This is a genomic window from Bacillus haynesii (assembly GCF_001969855.1).
GTDB lineage: Bacteria > Bacillota > Bacilli > Bacillales > Bacillaceae > Bacillus > Bacillus haynesii.
Genome location: NZ_MRBL01000001.1, coordinates 211,697 through 231,108, shown reverse-complemented (window position 1 = coordinate 231,108; position 19,412 = coordinate 211,697). Strand labels below are relative to the sequence as shown.

Sequence of the window (19,412 nt, the reverse complement as noted above, 5' to 3'; positions counted from 1 at the left end):
AACCGCCAAAGACAGCTTCAAGTTGTGAAGCTGTCTTTTTTATATAAATTTAAAATGGCCCGTTCATCAACTGCTCTATTTTGCATGTTAAAGAGCAGTGAAGGGTATGATTCAGTTACAATTTAATTAAACGTTTGTTTAAACTTTGTATTGAAAGGTGTGATCTTGGATGTCTGCAGAACAATTGCCGATATGGACGAAAGACCGCGTGAAGGGTTCATTGCCGAAAAGGGGGAATGGAAGTCATAAAGGAACTTATGGAACCGGCCTATTGCTCGCGGGAAGTGAAGATATGCCGGGAGCGGCCCTCCTTGCAGGAATCGGGGCGATGCGGAGCGGTCTTGGAAAGCTTGTCATCGGAACGTGCGGGAGTGCGATTCCGCTGATCGTACCTGTTCTTCCTGAAGCGACGTATTGGCGGGACGGCGCAGAAAAGGCGGCGTCCGGCGAGATTGCCGAACCTTACCGGGCGATTACGATCGGGCCTGGGCTGCCGCCTTCGCAAATGACTGAGCAAGCGGTCCGGAGCGTAGTGGCGAAAGACTGCCCGGTTGTCCTTGATGCGGGTGCTCTTTCAAAACGATCATATCAAGAACGGGAAGCGCCGGTGGTATTAACGCCGCATCCGGGCGAATTTTCGAGAATGACAGGCTTGTCCATTCGAGAAATTGAGGCAAACAGGGTCGGTTATGCTCGAGATTATGCGGAGGAACACGGTGTTACTCTTGTCTTGAAAGGCAATGAAACGATCATCGCTTTCCCCGACGGCGAGTGCTGGAGGAATGTAACGGGAAACGGGGCGCTGGCAAAGGGAGGAACGGGGGATACGTTGACCGGGATGCTTCTGGGGATGCTGTGCTGTCATGAGAATCCGAGAGAAGCGGTGCTGAATGCTGTCCACTTGCACGGTGCATGTGCGGACGAATGGACAAAGACCAGATCGGCCCATACGCTCCTTGCGCATGAACTTTCCGATCTGCTGCCAACGGTATGGAAAGCGTATGAGGATGGAAAAGAGTGAAACGCCCGGAATGCCTCCGAACGTTTCACCTCAAAGCTTATGGATTGATTTTGCCGACTCCGGCATTTTGCTTGACGATTGATTTTACATTGTCGACATTGTCGAGTGAGTAGCTGTATGGCGGATTATAGGTTGTAGTAGAGGTAGTTGGCATGCTGCCTCTGGAGTTTACAAATTTGTTGTTGGATACATGCCAATAGCCCGGTGAACTGCTGTACCAAGAGACAATCGGATCTTTGGCATTTTCAAAAAGGTTGTTCTCAATTTTGATTCGCGCGCCCATCCTCGAATTAATTCCGCTGTCGATGATTTTATTGAAATAGTTGTTGTAAATGTGGCCCTCTCCGAAACGGAATGACGGCACACGCGAATTCAGATTCTCAAACCAGTTATGATGGAATGTAATCGTCCTGTTGTAATTGTCGCTGTCCGATGAGCCCATCAGCATTGATTTCCACCCATCGTGCACATAGTTCCAAGAGAATGTAATATATTCCGCATCTCTTTTGACGTCAAATAATCCGTCATAGTAATCTTTGTCAACGTTCAGGCTGTGGTAAAGCTCATTATGATCAACCCAAATGTTTTTAGAAGGGCCTTCAATGCCAATTGCGTCTTTATCGCCTGAGGCGACCTCGTGAATTTTCAAGTTGCGGATGATGATGTTGTTGGCCCGCCATATTTTGATGCCGATCCCTTTGAGTTCGCCTTTGGTCCCTGACCCGACAATCGATACGTTTGACACGTCTTTGACGTCAATCTTTGATGCGGATGTATTTGAGGTTGTAATGGTGCCGTTGACATAAATTTTTAAAGGCGTATTTGCATTCTTATTTTTTAATGCCGCAATCAGCTGATCTCCCGTTGTGACAGTTACCGTCCGACCGCCTTCTCCGCCCGTTGTTCCGCCGTTTAGTGTCGCGAAGCCTTTTAAGCTGAAGTCTGCAAGCGGATTTACTTTGCCTGAGCTTAACGAGGAAGCTGCTTCTGCCGAAACCGCCGCTGTCAATGACCCGATAACTCCTAATACAAAGATAAAGATGATGCTGATTAATTTCTTCATCAATATTCCTCCTATTGTTTCTTTTTTCATGCCGCTGCTGTGTAGGAAGCGCTTACAATTATGGCGGATACTGAGTGATGGGCACTCATCATCCCTCCCTTTTATTGGAATCAGAGAGAGCATAGCACATGTTTCTGAATTATCTGAATAATCATGATATGAGTTGGATTTGCGCATAAGCTGGTGATTATGCCAAATGACATGAATCTGAGAATAAGCGCATTTAGATCAAGGCCTTTCATCGTAATGGTGCAAAAAAAAAGAATCTATGAAATGAAAATCCATAGATTCTGGTTCTAAATCATGTTTTCTTCAGCTTTTCATTTTTCGGAGCTGGATTTACAGCTCCGCTTTTGCCTGTTCTTTACTGTTGTATGTTCGTTCCACGACTGAAGCAAGCGTATCGATAAACCGCGGATCCGTGTTCGGCATAGGCGGACGGTGATAGCTTGCCCCAAGCTCGTCCGTAATCACTTTGCATTCAAAGTCGTTGTCATACAGCACTTCCAAGTGGTCAGATACAAAACCGACTGGTGCGTAAATGAATGACCGGAAGCCTTCCTGATACAGTTCCTTTGTTAAGTCTTGGACGTCCGGGCCGAGCCAAGGATCGGGCGTGTTGCCCTCACTTTGCCAGCCTACGGCGATCTGCTCAAATGACAGCCGTTCTCCGATTAGTTGTGCCGTTTTCTCAAGCTGATCCGGGTAAGGATCGCCATGCTCCTTGATTTTTTCCGGCAGGCTGTGTGCTGAGCATACGACAACCGCTTTTTCCCGCTCTTTTTCAGACATGTCGTTTAAAATGCTGCCAATTTTTTCAGACCAATAGCGGATAAAGCCTTCTTCCTGATACCACTCGTCAATCGATGCGATCCGGGGCCCGCCGATTGCTGCTGCGGCCTGTTTGGCGCGCCGATTGTATACTTCGGTGCTAAAGGTGGAATAGTGGGGAGCTAGGACGACGGAAACGGCCTCTTCAATATGGTCTTTTTTCATTTGTTCAACCGCATCCTCGATAAACGGAGAGATGTGTTTTAAGCCGAGATACATCACGTATTCGACTTCATCTTGGCGCTCGTTCAACGTTTTTTCCAGCTCTTTTGCCTGAGCGAGCGTAATTTTCGCGAGCGGAGAGATTCCGCCGATATGCTTGTAGCGTTTTTTCAAGTCTTCAATCATATCATCGGACGGTCGTTTTCCATGACGGATATGCGTGTAATACGGAATGATATCTTCTTCCTGATAAGGGGTTCCGTATGCCATGACTAACAAGCCGACTTTTTTTCGTTCCATATGTCTTCACCTCTGCTGCTGTTCTTGGCATGTTGTACAGATTCCATAAATCCCTAAAAAATGCGAGTTCACTTTAAAGTTGGTCAATTGAGCTGCTGCATGCTCAACCTCTTTCAGGTGAGGATAGTCCAGATCAGCGATCTTCCCGCACGATTTACAGATGACATGATAGTGCTCTGATGTAAACAGTTCATATTTGCTTTTTGCGTCTCCATGGGACAGCTCTTTTAAAATGCCGAGCTTCACAAATAATTTCAAGTTGCTGTAGATTGTCGGGAGACTCATGTACGGCAATTCCCGGTGAACGTCTTCCGCCGATGGATGGCCGCCCAGAGAAGCAATCGTTTTTAAAATCAGGACGCGCTGAGCGGTTATTCGTAAACCCCGCTTTTTTAAGAAAGGGACGAGCTGCTCGTCTTCCACACGTAACATCCCCTGTCGTTCTTTGATTAAGGGCAGGCACCCGCATGCTTAAGAAGACGGGTGCCTGTACCTGAGAAAATGAGAATATTCATTGAGAATGATTGAAATGATTTAGCCTTAAACTTCCTGCGGAACGGACAAGCCCAATCCTTCGGCAACTCGTGTGCCGTACTCCGGATCTGCTTTATAGAAATGCTGAATTTGACGAAGCTTGATTTCGTCTTTTGTCACCTGCTTCATCGAACCTACGATATTGCTGACAAGACGGGTCCGCTCTTCTTCGCTCAAGAGGCGGTAAAGATCGCCGGCCTGTGTATAGTGGTCGTTATGGTCGTAAGCCGTGCTGTCCGCCGAACCTGACACCGGATAAGCCGTTGTTTTGTTTTCCGGAGATTCCTGAGGGCCTCCGAGGCTGTTCGGTTCATAGTAGACAGAGCCGCCGCCGTTTGAATCAAAGCGCATTTGTCCGTCTCTTTGATAATTATGGACTTCCGCTTTCGGACGGTTGATCGGCAGGCTGTTATGGTTTGCGCCGACGCGGTAGCGGTGGGCATCCGCATATGCGAACAGGCGTCCTTGAAGCATTTTGTCGGGAGATGGTTCAATGCCGGGCACCAATGTTCCAGGGGAGAATGTAGCTTGTTCAACCTCTGCGAAATAGTTTTCCGGATTCCGGTTTAGAACCATGCGGCCGACTTCAATCAGCGGATAATCTTTTTGCGACCATACTTTTGTAACATCGAACGGATCAAAACGGTACGTATCCGCATCCTCCAGCGGCATGATTTGAACGTACAGCTTCCATGCCGGGAAGTCGCCTTTTTCAATGGCCTCATACAAGTCCTGCGTATGATAGTCGGGGTTTTCGCCTGCAATCTTTGTCCCCACTTCTTCGGTTAGGTTTTTAATGCCTTGTTCTGTTTTGAAGTGGTATTTGATCCAGACGCCTTCTCCTTCGGCATTCACCCATTTGAATGTGTGGGATCCGAAACCGTGCATATGCCGGTAAGTGGCAGGAATGCCCCTGTCAGACATCAGGATGGTCACTTGGTGAAGGGACTCAGGAGACAATGACCAAAAATCCCATACGGCATTCGGGTTTTTCAAATGTGTGACCGGATGGCGCTTTTGTGTATGAATGAAGTCAGGGAATTTAATCGCATCGCGGATAAAGAAAACAGGTGTGTTGTTTCCGACGAGATCATAGTTCCCTTCCTCTGTATAAAATTTAACAGCGAATCCGCGCGGGTCTCGGACGGAATCGGCTGAACCGTTTTCGCCTGCAACAGTTGAAAAACGGACAAATAACGGCGTGCGTTTTCCAACTTCTGATAAAAATTCGGCTTTTGTATATTTGGAAACGTCATTTGTGACTTCAAAATAACCGTGCGCACCGGCGCCTTTTGCATGCACAACCCGTTCAGGCACACGCTCTCTGTTGAAGTGGGCGAGCTTTTCGAGCAAGTGGACGTCCTGAATCAGCGTCGGTCCGCGTGAACCAGCTGTCATTGAGTTTTGGTTGTCTCCAACTGGAGCGCCCCAGCTGGTTGTTAGGTTGTTTTTATTTGTCGTCATCAAAGGATCACCTCGCGTAAATTTTAATTACAAAACAATGATAACATTTCTCAAGAAAAAAACAATATTTATTTATAATAATTATAAAGAAAAATTCATTATCGTTGATTTGGTCATAATAAATGCTGAATAACTTTTCCAGATTGGGATAAATTAATTTTAATTCCAAATAAAGGAGGAAGAGGAATGGATCAGCATTCAAACGAGCAGAAATCTGACATGGAGACGGATGATACGTTAACAAACCGGCAGGGCCACCCGATCACAAACAATCAGGATATCAGAACCGTGGGCAACCGGGGGCCTTCGACATTGGAGAACTATGATTTCTTGGAGAAGATCAGCCACTTTGACAGGGAGAGGGTTCCCGAGCGGGTCGTTCATGCCAGGGGAGCCGGAGCCCACGGCTATTTTGAAGCTTATGGGACAGCGGGCGATGAACCGGTCTCAAAGTATACGAGAGCAAAACTGTTTCAGGAAAAAGGCAAGAGAACCCCGGTGTTTGTCCGTTTTTCGACGGTGACTCACGGGATATCCTCACCGGAAACACTGCGGGATCCCCGCGGATTTGCCGTTAAGTTCTATACTGAAGACGGGAACTGGGATCTGGTTGGAAACAACTTGAAGATCTTCTTTATTCGCGATGCGGTGAAATTTCCTGATTTAATCCATGCATTTAAGCCGGACCCGGTTACGAATTTGCAGGATGGCGAAAGAATCTTTGACTTTATTTCCAACACGCCCGAAGCCATGCACATGATCACATTTTTGTTTTCGCCTTGGGGCATTCCGGCAAACTACCGGCAGATGCAGGGGTCCGGGGTCAACACGTACAAGTGGGTGAATCAAGAAGGAGAAGCCGTCCTTGTGAAATATCACTGGGAACCGAAGCAGGGCATAAAAAACTTGACGCAAAAAGAGGCGGAAGAAATTCAGGCGAAGAACTTCAATCACGCCACACAGGATTTATATGAAGCGATTGAGCGGGGAGATTATCCCGAGTGGGAGCTGTTCGTTCAAATCATGAGCGATGATGAGCATCCTGAGCTCGATTTTGATCCGCTTGACGACACGAAGCTGTGGCCTGAAGATCAATTTCCTTGGCTGCCTGTCGGCAAAATGGTATTAAACAAAAATCCGGAAGACTACTTTACAGAAGTCGAACAAGCGGCATTCGGAACAGGGGTTCTTGTTGACGGACTTGATTTTTCCGATGACAAAATGCTTCAGGGACGTACGTTCTCCTACTCGGATACACAGCGCTACAGAGTGGGAGCCAACTATCTGCAGCTGCCGATCAATGCGCCGAAAAAAAGGGTGGCAACCAATCAGCGGGGCGGCCAGATGCAGTACAAGGTCGATTTAGGCAAAAATCAAAGCCCGCACATCAACTATGAACCTTCAACCATCAACGGGCTGAAAGAAGCGAAGCAGGATGGCAAAGAATACACCCCGCATATCGAAGGAAATCTGGTGCGCGAAAGTATCGACAGGCAGAATAATTTCAAGCAGGCTGGGGACACGTACAGGCATTTCGAAGATTGGGAAAAGGACGAGCTGATTACGAATCTGGTCAATACACTTGCCCCATGTGATCAAAGAATTCAAACGAAAATGATCGATATGCTGAAGCAATGCGACAAAGAATATGGAAGCAGGGTCGAGGAAGGATTAAAAAACGCTTCCAGCCAAAATACATCCAGCCGGGAACCAATCGGAGCAGAGGGCGCCGAAGATGCGCCAAGACAGGCGGAAGAAAAAGGGCATAGTGAAGATCCTTATTAAAGGATCATCCTTGTCTGTTCAAATTGATGTTAAGATATGGATGCGCTTCAGCGTATCCTTTTTATTTTGGAAAAATGGAGACAATCGGTTCAGCCGTGGAGGAAAAAAGGAGAATACAAAAACAGGCGTGGGGTGTTCGCTCCAATTTGTCGAGAAAAATAACCCATCATTATAAAAGTCCGCTCCACGCTATTAAACCAATATTTTCCTATATTCAATAAATGTACAAACTCATAGCAAAAAAGCAAACGATCTATATGGTAAAATTAAACATGTATAAAAGTTGAAAAAAGGGAGGAGTTTTTATGTTGAAAAAGTTGGCAGCTGTCGTTTTCATGTTGGGAATCATGCTTTGCGGTGCCGGCGGAACGTCTGTTTTGGCATACGGAAAGTCAATTTCTCAGGAATCGATTCATCCCTACAGCACGGCATATACAGATGTCAAGGTGGTTGGCAAAACAGTCCGCTTTTATATTAAAGGATTGGAGAGTCCGTTTAATCAGACTTATTATGAAAGAGTCGCGTGGACAAGCACTGATGAGGAGCCTGATACATTGAAGGACAACATTTTATCTGTGAAAATACCAGCGAAAACGGGAAGCAGGTATGAGACAAACTCGAGCGAACGGCTTGAGCTGATCAGAGAAAAGGTCAATTCAGGCGATATGGTTTACGGATGGGCAAAAGCACAGAATGGCAATTGGTATCCTGCCGGTTCTGCTAAAATATCTTATTGAGCAAAGCGAAAAGCAGGCATCATCCCCGCCTGCTTTTTGCACGTATCGAAAACTGCTTCGAAACGAGCATCACTCCTGCCCCCGCTAATGACAAAGCTCCGGCAAACCAAAACACCTCCGGCAGCCCGAACAATTCAGCCACTTTTCCCGCCACAACCGGTCCGAGAAAGAAACCGAGCGCATAAAAAGATTGATAGAAACCCATCACAGACATTTTGAGCTGAGGCGTACCAAGCTGAACGACTTTGCTGACCAAAAGCGGAAAAATAAACCCCAATGTCAGTCCTGTCACGGCGTGGATCACACATACAGCGAAAAGGGTCTCGGCAAACGGCAGCAAGCAAAAGAATACAGCCGTTATCACATAAGATATCCATATCAGTGCATCGGCGGCCTTTACTTTGTAAAAGATGCACCACACAGAAGCCAGCGTTTGCGGAACAAAAAAAGCGCACATGACCCAAATCAGCTGTTTCTCATCGATGCCGACCGATTCCGCGTAAATCGGCGTGAAGCCGAACACGGTCATAAATAGTACAGCGTGGGCTAAAAATGATAATGTTGTAATCGCTTTTAAATCAGGAAGACGCAACGTCTGTTTAACATAGTCTGACAAAGCCATCCCCTTGGCCGTATGGCCGGGCCCGTTATCTTTAATGTAAAATGACAGAATCAGTCCGATGCACGAAACGGCAACACCGATCCAAAACGGAAACATCCAGCCGAACAAATGGACGAGGTATCCGCTGACAGCCATGCTGATAAATTGGGGGAGAACTGTTAAAAACTGCAGGATGCCCATCGCTTTTGACGATTGATCTTTTGTGAAATACTGCGAGTATAAAACGGTTGCCATCACCCACATCGCCGCAGTCATACCGGCGAGCAGCCTGGCCGTGATCACCATGATGAACGAATCGAACAGCAGAAATAGGCAGCAGCTCAACAGAGACATTGCAAAGCCGCTGATCAACAGCTGTTTTCTAAGCGGCGAAAGAACATCTGACAGGATGCCGAACGGAAACCGCAGTAATATCTGTGTGACGCCGTAGCTTCCCAATACGATTCCTATCGCTGAATATGAAAATCCGATGTTGTCTAAATATAATCCGAAAACAGGGACATAGATGTATGTAGCAAACCAGAAACAAAAGACGGCACCCCAAAAGATCATATGATCTTTCCTTAAAATTTGTTTTTCTTCATAGACGATTTGTTTTTGCAGCTCCATCCCTTTTTACTCACACCCCTTTAAATTCAAGTACATCATAACCCCCGGTCGGAAAACAAGATGATTTTTTATCTTATTGAAATAGAATTGAACGGTTTGCTTGCAGCCATCGTCCTAGATACAGAGACAAAAAGAAAGGGGGTTGGCGTTTTAGTGGATCAAGCAGATGAAAAAGAACTGATCATACGGGCAAAAGACGGGGAAGATGAGGCTTTTACAATACTGTTTCAGCATCATTACCCCTTTGTATATCAATATGTTCTGAAATTAACGCTGAACCCAGATCTCACAGAGGACTTGGTCCAGGAAACGATGCTGAAAGCGTATGTCAGCCTTCATCAGTTTCAAGGCAACGCGAAATTTTCGACATGGCTGATTTCAATTGCTTCCCGGCTGTTTATCGACCATCAGCGCCGGAAAAAACGCGAAAACCGTAAAACGCAAGCAGCAGGGGAGGAAGCCTTGCGAAAAATGAAATGGAAGTCTGCCCTTCACGGCCACGAATGGAGCGAATACTTGGAGCTTTTTGCTGCTCTTGAGCCTGAGTTCAGAATGCCAATCTTGTTAAGGCACTATTACGGGTTTACTTACCCTGAAGTGGCCAACATGCTGAAAATAAAAGAAGGTACCGTCAAATCGCGCGTGCATCATGGATTAAAGAAAATTCGAAAGGAGTGGGGACAGTGAATGATCGAGATGAAAAAGAAACGGTTACACAGTTGAAACGCGAACTCAAAAGAATGGATGATAACTTTGTGCCGCCGGTTCCTCAAGCATTTGAACTGAATCAGCGTTTAGCACGGTTTAAGCAAGAGCGCAAGCGGGCGCTCAAAAAGGAATTGCTTTGTTTTATCGTCATGGCGCTGGTAATTTTATCAGCCTACTTGACGATTTCCATTCAAGTACCGGCTGTTTTTATCATGGTGCAGGGAGCGGCGCTTATCTTGCTGCCGGCGCTCGCACTGATAGAAAAAAGGCGGCGTACGGCTGACGGGGAGGCTGATTAAATGAATCTTGACATGACTCAGGAAAAACTGCTGCTGCTGCTTTGCATTTCGCCGCTTTTATTTGCGCAGAGTATCTTTCTGTTTCTTCATGCGAAGAAAAAGGGAGCCAATGCGTGGTTCTGGGGAATATGGGGCTTGATCCAAACACCGATGCCTTTATTATTCTATTATTTATTTGTTGTAAGGCCGTTTCATAAGAAAAGGAGGCCGTCATCATGACTGAAGCAGATATACCTTGGGCGCTGCTCGCTCCTTTCATTGTGCTGTATTTCATTTTAGCGGTGTCGGCCTTGGTCAGTTGCATCAAACAGGGGAAAACAAATGGCCCAAAGTGGATGTGGATGTTGATCATTTTAGGGATCAGTTTTGTCGGTCCCGTCTCTTACTTTATCATCGGTAAAAAAACATATGAGAGGAGGCGGGTGTGATGCTGTCCGTCAATGGCTTAACAAAAACGTATCAGCAGCACCAAGCTGTCCAAAATGTCAGCTTTGACCTTGAATATCAGCAATGCGCTGCCCTTCTCGGGCCGAACGGAGCGGGAAAAACGACGACATTGCAAATGCTTTCCGGTTTATTGGCCCCTACATCAGGACGCATCCGCTTTTTGGGGGAGGAATCGATAGACAGGCTGGAAATCGGATATTTGCCTCAGCATCCTGCGTTTTTTTCATGGATGACAGCTTTAGAATATATGGTTTTCGCTGCAAGGCTGTCCAAAATGAAACGCCGTGAAGCCCTGGAAAAGAGTCGAACCGCTTTGCGCTATGTCGGCCTGGAAAAGGAAGAAGACCGGAAAATCGGCGGTTTTTCAGGAGGGATGAAGCAAAGGCTCGGGCTGGCGCAGGCTTTGGTTCATGAGCCGAGGCTGTTGATTTTGGATGAACCTGTTTCCGCGCTGGATCCGGCGGGGCGGCGCGAAGTGCTTGATATGATGAAGGATTTAAAAAAGAAGATGACAATCCTATTTTCGACTCATGTGCTGCATGATGCTGAAGAGGTGTGCGATCAAGTGATCATGCTGAAAGAAGGGACTGTCAAATGGTCTGGTCCGCTTCACAGATTGAAGAACCGGCATTTAAAGCCATCTTATATCCTGACAGCTGATGAAAGCCTTGAAGGATGGCTGGAACACCTGCCTTATGTCAGCAAAGTCGTGTATCATAAGCCTTCACAAGCTGAATTTTATTTAACAGATCGGTCTGACAGCCGCCGACTGCTGGCTGAATGCTTGAGCAGACAAGTATCGATTGTTCGTTTTGAACAAAAAACGATGTCCTTGGAAGATATGTATTTGAAGGTGATCGGGCTATGAATTCATTTTTTATGTTATTTCAAAAAGAATGGACGGAGAGCTGGAGGGACGGAAAACTGCTTTGGTTGCCTGTCATTTTGATCCTTCTGGGCTTGATTCAGCCGCTCAGCCTGTATTATATGCCCCAAATTATCGATATGGCCGGGAATTTGCCTGAGGGAGCCGTGATCGACATACCAAGGCCCAGAGGTGAAGAGGTAATGGCGAGCACCTTGTCCCAGTTCGGCACGGTTGGTACGGCAATTTTCGTTTTCAGTGTGATGGGCAGCATTGCCCACGAACGAAACCAAGGAGCCCTTTCATTGGTGATGGCGAGACCTGTCAGCCCGCTGCAGTATATCGGCAGCAAGTGGCTTCAGCAGGTGCTGCTCGTATTGGTTTCGTTTGCTGTGAGCTACGGTTTGGCTTTCTATTATACAAACCTTCTATTCGGCAAGGTTGAAATTGACCGGTTTTTATTTAGTTTATTCGTGTACAGTATATGGATTGTATTTGTCATGTCGGTCACGATGTTTTTCGGTGCCCTGTTTCGCCATATCGGAGGGATTGCCGGCATGAGCATCAGTTTTATCGCCTTCGTTTCACTGGCTGGTTCCTTATTTCCCCGTTTTACCGAATGGATGCCAGATAAGGCGAAAAGCCAGGCTGGCTATTTTATCATGCACGGTTCATGGGACCATGCTTTCGGCTGGATGGTGTTTTCGTCTTCGGGAATTGTGCTTCTTTTGTTCATGTGCACCGTTTTTGTATTTAAAAGATATGAATCTTACTAATCAGCCGGGCTCGCCCGGTTTTTCTGATTGTCATCTTCATAACTTAAGGTATACAATACATTGGAAGGTTTCGAGGGCGTATTTAAAAAATATAAAAAAGGAGTGATCCAATGAGTACGCTTAACAGTCAGGCAGATCTTGCGGCTCAGTCGAAAGCTAAGCCAAACAGGGTATGGATCGCTGTTATATTGGGTATTTTATCGGGAATCGGTCCGGTTGTGATCGATTTATATTTGCCCGGCCTTCCACAGATGGCATCTGATTTACATACGAATGCTTCCGTCGTTCAGCTCAGTTTAACATCGTGTTTACTGGGGCTGGCAATCGGGCAAATTGTCATCGGCCCTTTCAGCGATGTCCTTGGAAGAAGGCTCCCGCTGATCGTTTCGCTGTTCGTTTTTGCCGCGGCCTCTTTTTTATGTGCTATGACATCCTCTGTATGGGTCTTGATTGCGATGCGCTTTATTCAAGGTGCAGCAGGCGCAGGCGGGATTGTCATATCACGCGCGATTGCCCGTGATCTATATTCTGGTACAGAATTGACAAAGTTCTTTTCGCTCTTGATGCTGGTTAACGGGATTGCGCCTATCATATCCCCGGTAGCGGGCGGACAGCTGATGAAATGGACGACTTGGAACGGCGTATTTTTCATCATCGGCCTTTTTGGCCTGCTGATGATTTTGTCTGTTATATTCGGGGTTAAAGAGTCGCTGTCTCCGGAAAACCGCACGGCAGGCGGATTCAAAGAGACGTTTGTATCATTTGGAAGGCTCTTCGGCCAGCGTACATTTATGGGATACGCCTTGGCGCAAGGGCTGATCGTAGCGGGGATGTTCGGCTATATATCCGCCTCTCCGTTTGTTTTGCAGGACATTTACAAATTGTCGGCTCAAGCCTTTAGTTTTTGTTTCGCATTAAACGGCCTGGGCATTATTATCGCAGCTCAGATTACGGGCAGGCTTGCCGGCCGGTTCGGCGAAGCATCCCTTTTGCGGAGCGGTTTGCTGCTGTCCTTTACCGCAAGCGTTGTTTTATTTGTTTCTGTCTTTTTTAAAGCTCCGCTGATTCTTATTTTAATCCCGCTGTTTGTCGTGGTTTCCTGCATCGGAATTGTGACGACGACCAGCGGTTCCTTGGCCATGCAGAGCCAGGGAAAATCGGCTGGGAGCGCATCTGCGCTTTTAGGGCTGCTTCCGTTTATTTTAGGAGCTGCAGCGGCGCCGCTCGTCGGTATTGCCGGAAGCCATACAGCTTTGCCGATGGCAGTCGTCATTCTGTTTTGCAATATCAGCGCGCTCGCTTGTTTTAACATGCTGGTTCGGCGGGCAGCGCTTAAATAAAAAAAGCCTGCCGGCTCTTTTGCCGGCAGGCTGAAAAGTTTTTAGCGTGGCAGGATATCAACTGTAGTTTCAGCGTGGTTATAGTTTCGTCCGAACTTTTGTAGCTCTGCGGTGATTCTGTGAGTGCCCGCGTTTGGCAGCGTTTTCCGAACCATGACCAGTTTGAACTCAGAAGAACTGAAAGCGTAAACCGGCACTCTGACCGTTTGCCCGTCATTTAAAATCTGTGTATAGCTCAGTGTTCTGCCGTTCAGCGAATCTCTCGTATTCGCATGGAAGCGGTATGGGAAGTTAAATTCAACATAGCTTGAACCGACAAAAGAGTTCGGTTTGTAAGTGACTTCAATATCTGAAGTTGTCCACTCTTTGTTGCTGTCAACCGTTTCGACATGCAGCGTCGGAGCGTTTCTGTAAAAAGTGGCGCTCGCTTCCTCTGTCGGAAGAATGAAAGAAAACAATGCTGCTGAAGTTAATAGGCCGACTCCCATTTTACCGATAAATTTACGTTTTAACATGTACTTACCCCTCCCAATGAATGTTTTTAAAAAATGATGAAAAAGGAAAAAATAAGTTCATAATCTACTATATTCCTTTTCCTGCCCCATCAATCTATCACCATTTACCAATCAAGTAAATATTTTTTGAGGAAAATTCTAAAAACTTTTAAAAAATGCATGATATGTAAAGAAAAATACGGCAGAACGGCTGCCGACACATTCATGCCGGCAGGCCGAATATTGATTTAACGAGGAACAATCTCCAAAGTTGTTTCAGCATGGTTAATGTTTTTTCCATTTTGCTGCAGTTCAGCAGTAATTCTGTGAGTGCCTGCATTTGGCAGCGTTTTCCGAACCATGACTAGTTTGAACTCAGAAGAGCTTAAAGCATAGACAGGAACACGGACCGTTTGTCCGTCATTTAAAATTTGTGTATAGTCAAGCGTTTTTCCATTTAGTGTATCTCTTGTGCTTGCATGAAAGCGGTACGGGAAATGAAATTCAACATAGCTTGAACCGACAAAAGAGTTTGGTCTATAAGTGATTTCGATGTCTGAAGTTGACCACTCTTTATTGCTGTTAATGGTTTTTGCCTCAAGCACAGGCTTCTGAGTCGGGTTATCCGATTGCGGATTATCCGGCTGCGGTTTTTGAGGCGGCTGCGGCTTAGGTGACGGCTTGAATGGCGGCGGACAAAAGATCGGTCCTCTAAAATGATTTGTTTTCACCTCTTGAGCATTTGCCCCTTGGGTAGGAATGATAAATGAAAACAATGCTGCAGAAGCTAATAGACCAACACTGATTTTGCGAATGAATTTTCGTTTAAGCATCGATAAGTTCCTCCTAAATGCAATGTTAAAGTTAAAGTAGAGGACGTCCTATTATTTTCAAGAAAAGGTAGAAACGAGATCGCGATCAACTATATTCCTTTTCTTGTTTACTTAATCTATCACCATTTACCATCCAAGTAAATATTTTTAGATAAATTCCTAAAAAAAATTAGTGCAAATTGATAGTTTTCTGTCAATTGTCGGCCATTTTTTATAAAAAGGAGTCGTATAGAGAACAAAATGGTTAATTATGTATATCGCATTGCGGTTCCTTGAGGGGCGTTTTAATATAAATAAAAAGGGATTAGGGGGATGGATGATGCGGGACATTCAGTTGTTTTTGGCCGGGGATTCAACGGTTTGCGACTATGATGGGGATAGGGCACCGCGTGCAGGCTGGGGGCAGAAAATTGGCGCGTTTTTAAGCGCCGGTGTTTTGATCCGAAATGAAGCGGCATCAGGAAGAAGCTCAAGAAGCTTTATTGAAGAAGGCAGGCTGGAGCGAATCATGACACAGATCCGAAGCGGTGATTACTTGTTTGTCCAGTTCGGTCATAACGACCAAAAACCGGATGATCGCTATACAGAGCCATACACAACTTACAAGCAGCATTTGCGCCGGTACATAGATGACGCCCGGTTAAAGAAAGCCAATCCGGTCCTCATTACACCGGTCCAGAGAAGATCATTTGAAAGCGATGGCCGGATCAAAAATACCCACGGCGACTATCCTGATGCGATGATACAGCTTGCGGAAGAGCTTCGGGTGCCGCTCATCGATCTTGCCTCCAAAAGCCGTCAATTGCTTGAATCGCTAGGACCGGAAGCTTCCAAAAAGCTGTTTTTATGGCTTGAACCGGGGGAACACCCCAACTATCCGGACGGAGCCAGGGACGACACCCATTTTTGCGACTTCGGGGCAAATGAAATCGCTAAGCTTGTTGCACAGGGAGCAAAAGAAGAGGGAATTCCTTTATAAAACAGTCTACTTGAGAATAATTTTCAATTATTTTTCGAAATTTTTGCACTTCCGATGCCAAACTGTGATACGATCAATCTCGTAAAGATTTTCAAAAGGAGTGCACATCATCCTATGATACGCCGCTTTTTTTCATACTATAAACCTCATAAACGTCTGTTCTTCATCGATTTCAGCAGCGCGATCATCGTCGCCCTGCTGGAGCTGGCTTTTCCTCTAGTCGTTCAGTGGTTCATCGATACGCTGATTCCCGGGGGAGACTGGCTTGAAATCGTCTGGGTAAGCATCGGCCTCTTACTGATTTACTTGCTCAGCACAGGCCTGCAGTACATTGTCAATTATCTCGGGCATAAGCTCGGCATCAACATCGAAACAGATATGCGCCAGGAGCTTTTCCAACATGTACAGCGCCAATCTTTCCGCTACTTTGACAATACAAAAACGGGACATATCATCAGTCGCATCACAAATGATCTGTTTGATATCGGAGAGCTGGCCCATCACGGACCGGAAGATTTGTTCATCGCCGTGATGACCTTCTTAGGTGCATTTTGGATTATGCTGACGATTAATGTGCAGCTTGCATTGGTTGCTGTTCTGTTTGTGCCGTTATTGATTATCTTAATCACTTATTCAAATATTAGAATGAACCGCGCTTGGCGCCAGATGTACAGCGAAATCGCCGATGTTAACGCCAGGGTTGAGGACAGCGTTTCAGGCGTTCGCGTCGTTCAATCTTTTACGAATGAGCGCTTTGAGATTTCCCGGTTTTTAAAAAACAATCAAAAGTTCCGCAAGGCGAAGCTGAAAGGCTACAAAACGATGGCTTTCACGACTGCCGGAACCTTTTTGATGACGCGGCTGATGATTTTGGCAGTGCTTGTGTTCGGAGCTTGGCTCAGTTTTTCCGGGAATATGTCATACGGGGAATTCGTCGGGTTTGTTCTTTATGTCAACGTGTTGTTTAAGCCGATTGATAAAATCAGCGCCATTTTGGAGCTTTATCCTAAAGGAATGGCAGGATTTAGGCGGTTTACGGAGTTGATCGATACAAAGCCGCAGATTGTCGACCGCAAAGATGCGATTGATGTCCCGGCGTTGGAAGGAAACATCGTCTTCAAGAATGTGACGTTCGGCTATGAGAAACATAAACCTGTCCTGCAAGGCATCGATCTGTCAATTACAGCCGGAGAAACGATCGCTTTTGTCGGGCCGTCGGGAGCGGGCAAAACGACGATCAGCTCGCTGATTCCGCGTTTTTACGATATAGACGGCGGAGCCATCACAATTGACGGCATCGATATTCGCGATATGACAAAACGCTCTCTCCGTTCGCAAATCGGCATCGTCCAGCAGGATGTGTTTCTTTTTACGGGGACGCTCCGTGAAAACATTGCCTACGGAAAACTGGATGCGAAAGATGAAGAAATTCAGCGGGCCGCCAAAATGGCGCATTTGGAACAGCTGATCGAGTCGCTCCCCGACGGTTATGAAACCCAGGTCGGCGAAAGGGGGCTGAAGCTGTCAGGGGGCCAAAAGCAGAGGATCGCCATCGCCAGGATGTTTCTTAAAAATCCGCCGATTCTCATATTGGACGAAGCCACATCAGCACTTGACACAGAGACGGAGCAAGTGATTCAAAACGCTTTGACAGAGCTCGCAAAAGACAGGACGACGCTTGTCATTGCCCACAGACTTGCCACGATCCGCAATGCCGACCGGATTGTGGTCGTGACAGAAAACGGAATCGCAGAAGAAGGAACACATGATGATCTGGTTGCGCGCGGCGGTATTTTCGCGAATCTTCATCGTGTACAATATCAGTCGTAAATGATTTGAAACAGGCAAGCCCATGTTTGGGCTTGTTTTTTTAAGGGCAAAAGATCTTGAAAAGAGAGAGCACCGATGCTACACTTTCGTTATAAACTATCGATATCGGATTTCGATATTGAGTTTCGTTAAAGGGGGTGCGGTATTGGAAGATAAGGTATTGCGAAAGCTATTTCTAGGATTTATTCAAATTCATATTCTGCACCACGCCAGCGAACACCCGATTTTCGGATTGTGGATGCTTGAGGAATTGAAAGAGCACGGATATAACATCAGTGCGGGAACGCTGTATCCAATCCTTCATTCTATGGAAGCTGACGGGCTTCTTCGAAAAGAAGAACTGAATGTGGATGGGAAAATCAGAAAATACTACTCAACCACGGAAAAAGGAGCAAGCGTACTGAAGGAAGCCAGATTGAAAGCATATGAACTGTTTAAAGAAATTAAAGAATAGAGGAGTGGAATGATGACAAAGCATAGAGCGGACAGAAGCTTAAAGTCGCTGCTTGAAATTCTATTCGTTTCAACCAGGCTTGGATTGACATCATTCGGAGGTCCAATCGCCCATTTGGGATATTTTCATGCCGAATATGTCCGGAAAAGAAAATGGATGGACGAAAAAAACTATGCCGATCTGGTCGCTTTATGCCAGTTCCTGCCCGGCCCTGCCAGCAGCCAGGTGGGGATCGGAATCGGCGTCATGCGAGCCGGCGTCCTCGGCGGAATCTTAGCGTTCATCGGGTTTACTCTCCCATCTGTCATAGCACTCGTATTATTTGCCATGATTCTGCAAGGCTTCGATATCGGGACAGCCGGCTGGATTCATGGGTTGAAAATCGTAGCCGTCGCCGTAGTCGCCCATGCCATTATGGGGATGGCACAAAAGCTCACACCTGATAAAAGACGCAAGGCGATCGCTCTGTTTGCTCTAGTCGCCACTCTTCTCTGGCAGACAGCTTTTACACAGGTCGGAGTCATCCTGCTCGCCGCTTTCGCCGGATATCTTATCTATAAAGAGCAAGTTGAAACGGATGATTCCGTCATGCAGTTTCCTGTGTCGCGCCGGTTTGCGGCGGTATGTCTCAGCTTGTTTTTCGGACTTCTCATTCTGCTGCCGGTGCTCAGGGAAATGACATCGTCCGGCTGGATTGCTATGTTTGACAGCTTTTACAGGTCGGGTTCTTTGGTCTTCGGAGGAGGGCATGTGGTGCTGCCGTTATTAGAACGGGAATTTGTACCGACGGGATGGTTAAGCGAAGAGGCATTTTTGGCCGGGTATGGAGCCGCCCAAGCTGTTCCGGGGCCTTTGTTTACATTCGCTGCATATCTTGGTGCGGTGATCAGCGGCTGGCAAGGCGGATTGCTCGCCACAGCGGCGATTTTTCTGCCGGCGTTCCTGCTGATTCTGGGGACGCTGCCCTTCTGGGATACGCTGCGCCGCAATCCTAAAGTAAAGGGCGCTTTAATGGGAGTGAATGCAGCCGTTGTGGGAATATTGATTTCCGCGTTTTATCATCCGATCTGGACGAGCTCGATATTGGCGCCGATCGATTTTGCATTCGCTGCGGTTTTGTTCAGCCTGCTTGTCTACTGGAAGCTCCCGCCGTGGATCATCGTTGCAGCTGGTGCTGCCGGCGGTGCGTTGATGCAGCTGCTGTAAATGGATAAGGATAAATGGATAAGGCTGCCGACCATTCGGCAGCCTTGTTTCTC

Annotated in this window: 21 protein-coding genes; 14 read left to right on the top strand and 7 right to left on the bottom strand. The window is 46.6% G+C overall.

Translation table 11 applies throughout. The features are described from left to right. Positions 1-169: 169 nt before the first annotated feature. Positions 170-1,021, top strand: a complete 852-nt coding sequence (locus tag BTA31_RS01150) for an NAD(P)H-hydrate dehydratase (protein ID WP_076788403.1) — start codon at positions 170-172, stop codon at positions 1,019-1,021. A gap of 37 nt (positions 1,022-1,058) precedes the next feature. Here the strand turns inward: BTA31_RS01150 and BTA31_RS01145 are convergent, their stop codons facing one another. From BTA31_RS01145 to katA, 4 genes are all read right to left on the bottom strand, one after another. Beyond that, on the bottom strand, positions 1,059-2,084 hold the full coding sequence (locus BTA31_RS01145; protein WP_076788401.1) for a pectate lyase family protein: 1,026 nt from the start codon (positions 2,082-2,084) through the stop codon (positions 1,059-1,061). 339 nt (positions 2,085-2,423) lie between these two features. Continuing rightward, a complete protein-coding gene (gene hemH, locus BTA31_RS01140) occupies positions 2,424-3,377 on the bottom strand; it encodes a ferrochelatase (protein ID WP_043926875.1) in 954 nt (317 codons plus the stop codon). A gap of 6 nt (positions 3,378-3,383) precedes the next feature. After that, positions 3,384-3,800, bottom strand: coding sequence for a Fur family transcriptional regulator (locus tag BTA31_RS01135; protein WP_052340717.1), 417 nt, complete (start codon positions 3,798-3,800; stop codon positions 3,384-3,386). Positions 3,801-3,917: 117 nt separating this feature from the next. Continuing rightward, a complete protein-coding gene (katA, locus tag BTA31_RS01130; RefSeq protein ID WP_076788398.1) occupies positions 3,918-5,375 on the bottom strand; it encodes a catalase KatA in 1,458 nt (485 codons plus the stop codon). A 186-nt stretch (positions 5,376-5,561) separates the two neighbouring features. On the opposite strand from katA, the gene BTA31_RS01125 reads away from it, so the two are divergent. Next, complete coding sequence (locus BTA31_RS01125) at positions 5,562-7,160, top strand: catalase (RefSeq protein ID WP_043926879.1); 1,599 nt, start codon at positions 5,562-5,564, stop codon at positions 7,158-7,160. Between the two features lie 305 nt (positions 7,161-7,465). Beyond that, complete coding sequence (locus tag BTA31_RS01120) at positions 7,466-7,897, top strand: hypothetical protein (RefSeq protein ID WP_076788395.1); 432 nt, start codon at positions 7,466-7,468, stop codon at positions 7,895-7,897. A 19-nt stretch (positions 7,898-7,916) separates the two neighbouring features. Here the strand turns inward: BTA31_RS01120 and BTA31_RS01115 are convergent, their stop codons facing one another. After that, entirely contained in the window at positions 7,917-9,128 is a 1,212-nt protein-coding gene (locus BTA31_RS01115) for an MFS transporter (protein ID WP_043926883.1), read from the bottom strand. 153 nt (positions 9,129-9,281) lie between these two features. Here BTA31_RS01115 and sigY point away from each other — a divergent pair, with 153 nt between their 5' ends. The 7 genes from sigY (at position 9,282) to BTA31_RS01080 (ending at position 13,563) form a co-directional block, all read left to right on the top strand. Next, positions 9,282-9,815: an RNA polymerase sigma factor SigY gene (sigY, locus tag BTA31_RS01110; protein ID WP_043926973.1), complete on the top strand. Its 534-nt coding sequence runs from the start codon at positions 9,282-9,284 to the stop codon at positions 9,813-9,815. Beyond that, a complete protein-coding gene (locus BTA31_RS01105; RefSeq protein WP_043926884.1) occupies positions 9,812-10,135 on the top strand; it encodes a YxlC family protein in 324 nt (107 codons plus the stop codon). Before sigY ends, BTA31_RS01105 begins: the two co-directional genes overlap by 4 nt. Beyond that, on the top strand, positions 10,136-10,354 hold the full coding sequence (locus BTA31_RS01100) for a hypothetical protein (RefSeq protein WP_043926885.1): 219 nt from the start codon (positions 10,136-10,138) through the stop codon (positions 10,352-10,354). After that, entirely contained in the window at positions 10,351-10,563 is a 213-nt protein-coding gene (locus BTA31_RS01095) for a PLD nuclease N-terminal domain-containing protein (protein ID WP_043926887.1), read from the top strand. The genes BTA31_RS01100 and BTA31_RS01095 overlap by 4 nt, the downstream gene beginning before the upstream one ends. Then, positions 10,563-11,450: an ABC transporter ATP-binding protein gene (locus BTA31_RS01090; RefSeq protein WP_076788392.1), complete on the top strand. Its 888-nt coding sequence runs from the start codon at positions 10,563-10,565 to the stop codon at positions 11,448-11,450. Before BTA31_RS01095 ends, BTA31_RS01090 begins: the two co-directional genes overlap by 1 nt. Further along, positions 11,447-12,223 carry an ABC transporter permease gene (locus BTA31_RS01085; RefSeq protein WP_076788390.1) on the top strand — a complete coding sequence of 259 codons (777 nt, stop codon included), beginning with the start codon at positions 11,447-11,449 and terminating at the stop codon, positions 12,221-12,223. Before BTA31_RS01090 ends, BTA31_RS01085 begins: the two co-directional genes overlap by 4 nt. A gap of 110 nt (positions 12,224-12,333) precedes the next feature. Beyond that, positions 12,334-13,563 (top strand): multidrug effflux MFS transporter, encoded by a 1,230-nt coding sequence (locus BTA31_RS01080; RefSeq protein ID WP_076788387.1) that lies wholly within the window; start codon positions 12,334-12,336, stop codon positions 13,561-13,563. Positions 13,564-13,604: 41 nt separating this feature from the next. Here the strand turns inward: BTA31_RS01080 and bslB (BTA31_RS01075) are convergent, their stop codons facing one another. Further along, on the bottom strand, positions 13,605-14,078 hold the full coding sequence (gene bslB, locus BTA31_RS01075) for a biofilm surface layer hydrophobin BslB (RefSeq protein ID WP_043926891.1): 474 nt from the start codon (positions 14,076-14,078) through the stop codon (positions 13,605-13,607). Between the two features lie 227 nt (positions 14,079-14,305). Then, a complete protein-coding gene (bslB, locus tag BTA31_RS01070) occupies positions 14,306-14,890 on the bottom strand; it encodes a biofilm surface layer hydrophobin BslB (RefSeq protein WP_076788385.1) in 585 nt (194 codons plus the stop codon). A gap of 316 nt (positions 14,891-15,206) precedes the next feature. Between bslB (BTA31_RS01070) and BTA31_RS01065 the strand changes: the two genes are divergently transcribed. From BTA31_RS01065 to BTA31_RS01050, 4 genes are all read left to right on the top strand, one after another. Then, positions 15,207-15,869 carry a rhamnogalacturonan acetylesterase gene (locus BTA31_RS01065; RefSeq protein ID WP_076788382.1) on the top strand — a complete coding sequence of 221 codons (663 nt, stop codon included), beginning with the start codon at positions 15,207-15,209 and terminating at the stop codon, positions 15,867-15,869. A gap of 114 nt (positions 15,870-15,983) precedes the next feature. After that, positions 15,984-17,699, top strand: coding sequence for an ABC transporter ATP-binding protein (locus tag BTA31_RS01060; RefSeq protein WP_076788380.1), 1,716 nt, complete (start codon positions 15,984-15,986; stop codon positions 17,697-17,699). Positions 17,700-17,844: 145 nt separating this feature from the next. Then, complete coding sequence (locus BTA31_RS01055) at positions 17,845-18,153, top strand: PadR family transcriptional regulator (RefSeq protein WP_076788378.1); 309 nt, start codon at positions 17,845-17,847, stop codon at positions 18,151-18,153. Positions 18,154-18,165: 12 nt separating this feature from the next. Beyond that, positions 18,166-19,359 (top strand): chromate transporter, encoded by a 1,194-nt coding sequence (locus BTA31_RS01050; protein ID WP_094777389.1) that lies wholly within the window; start codon positions 18,166-18,168, stop codon positions 19,357-19,359. Positions 19,360-19,412 lie beyond the last annotated feature (53 nt).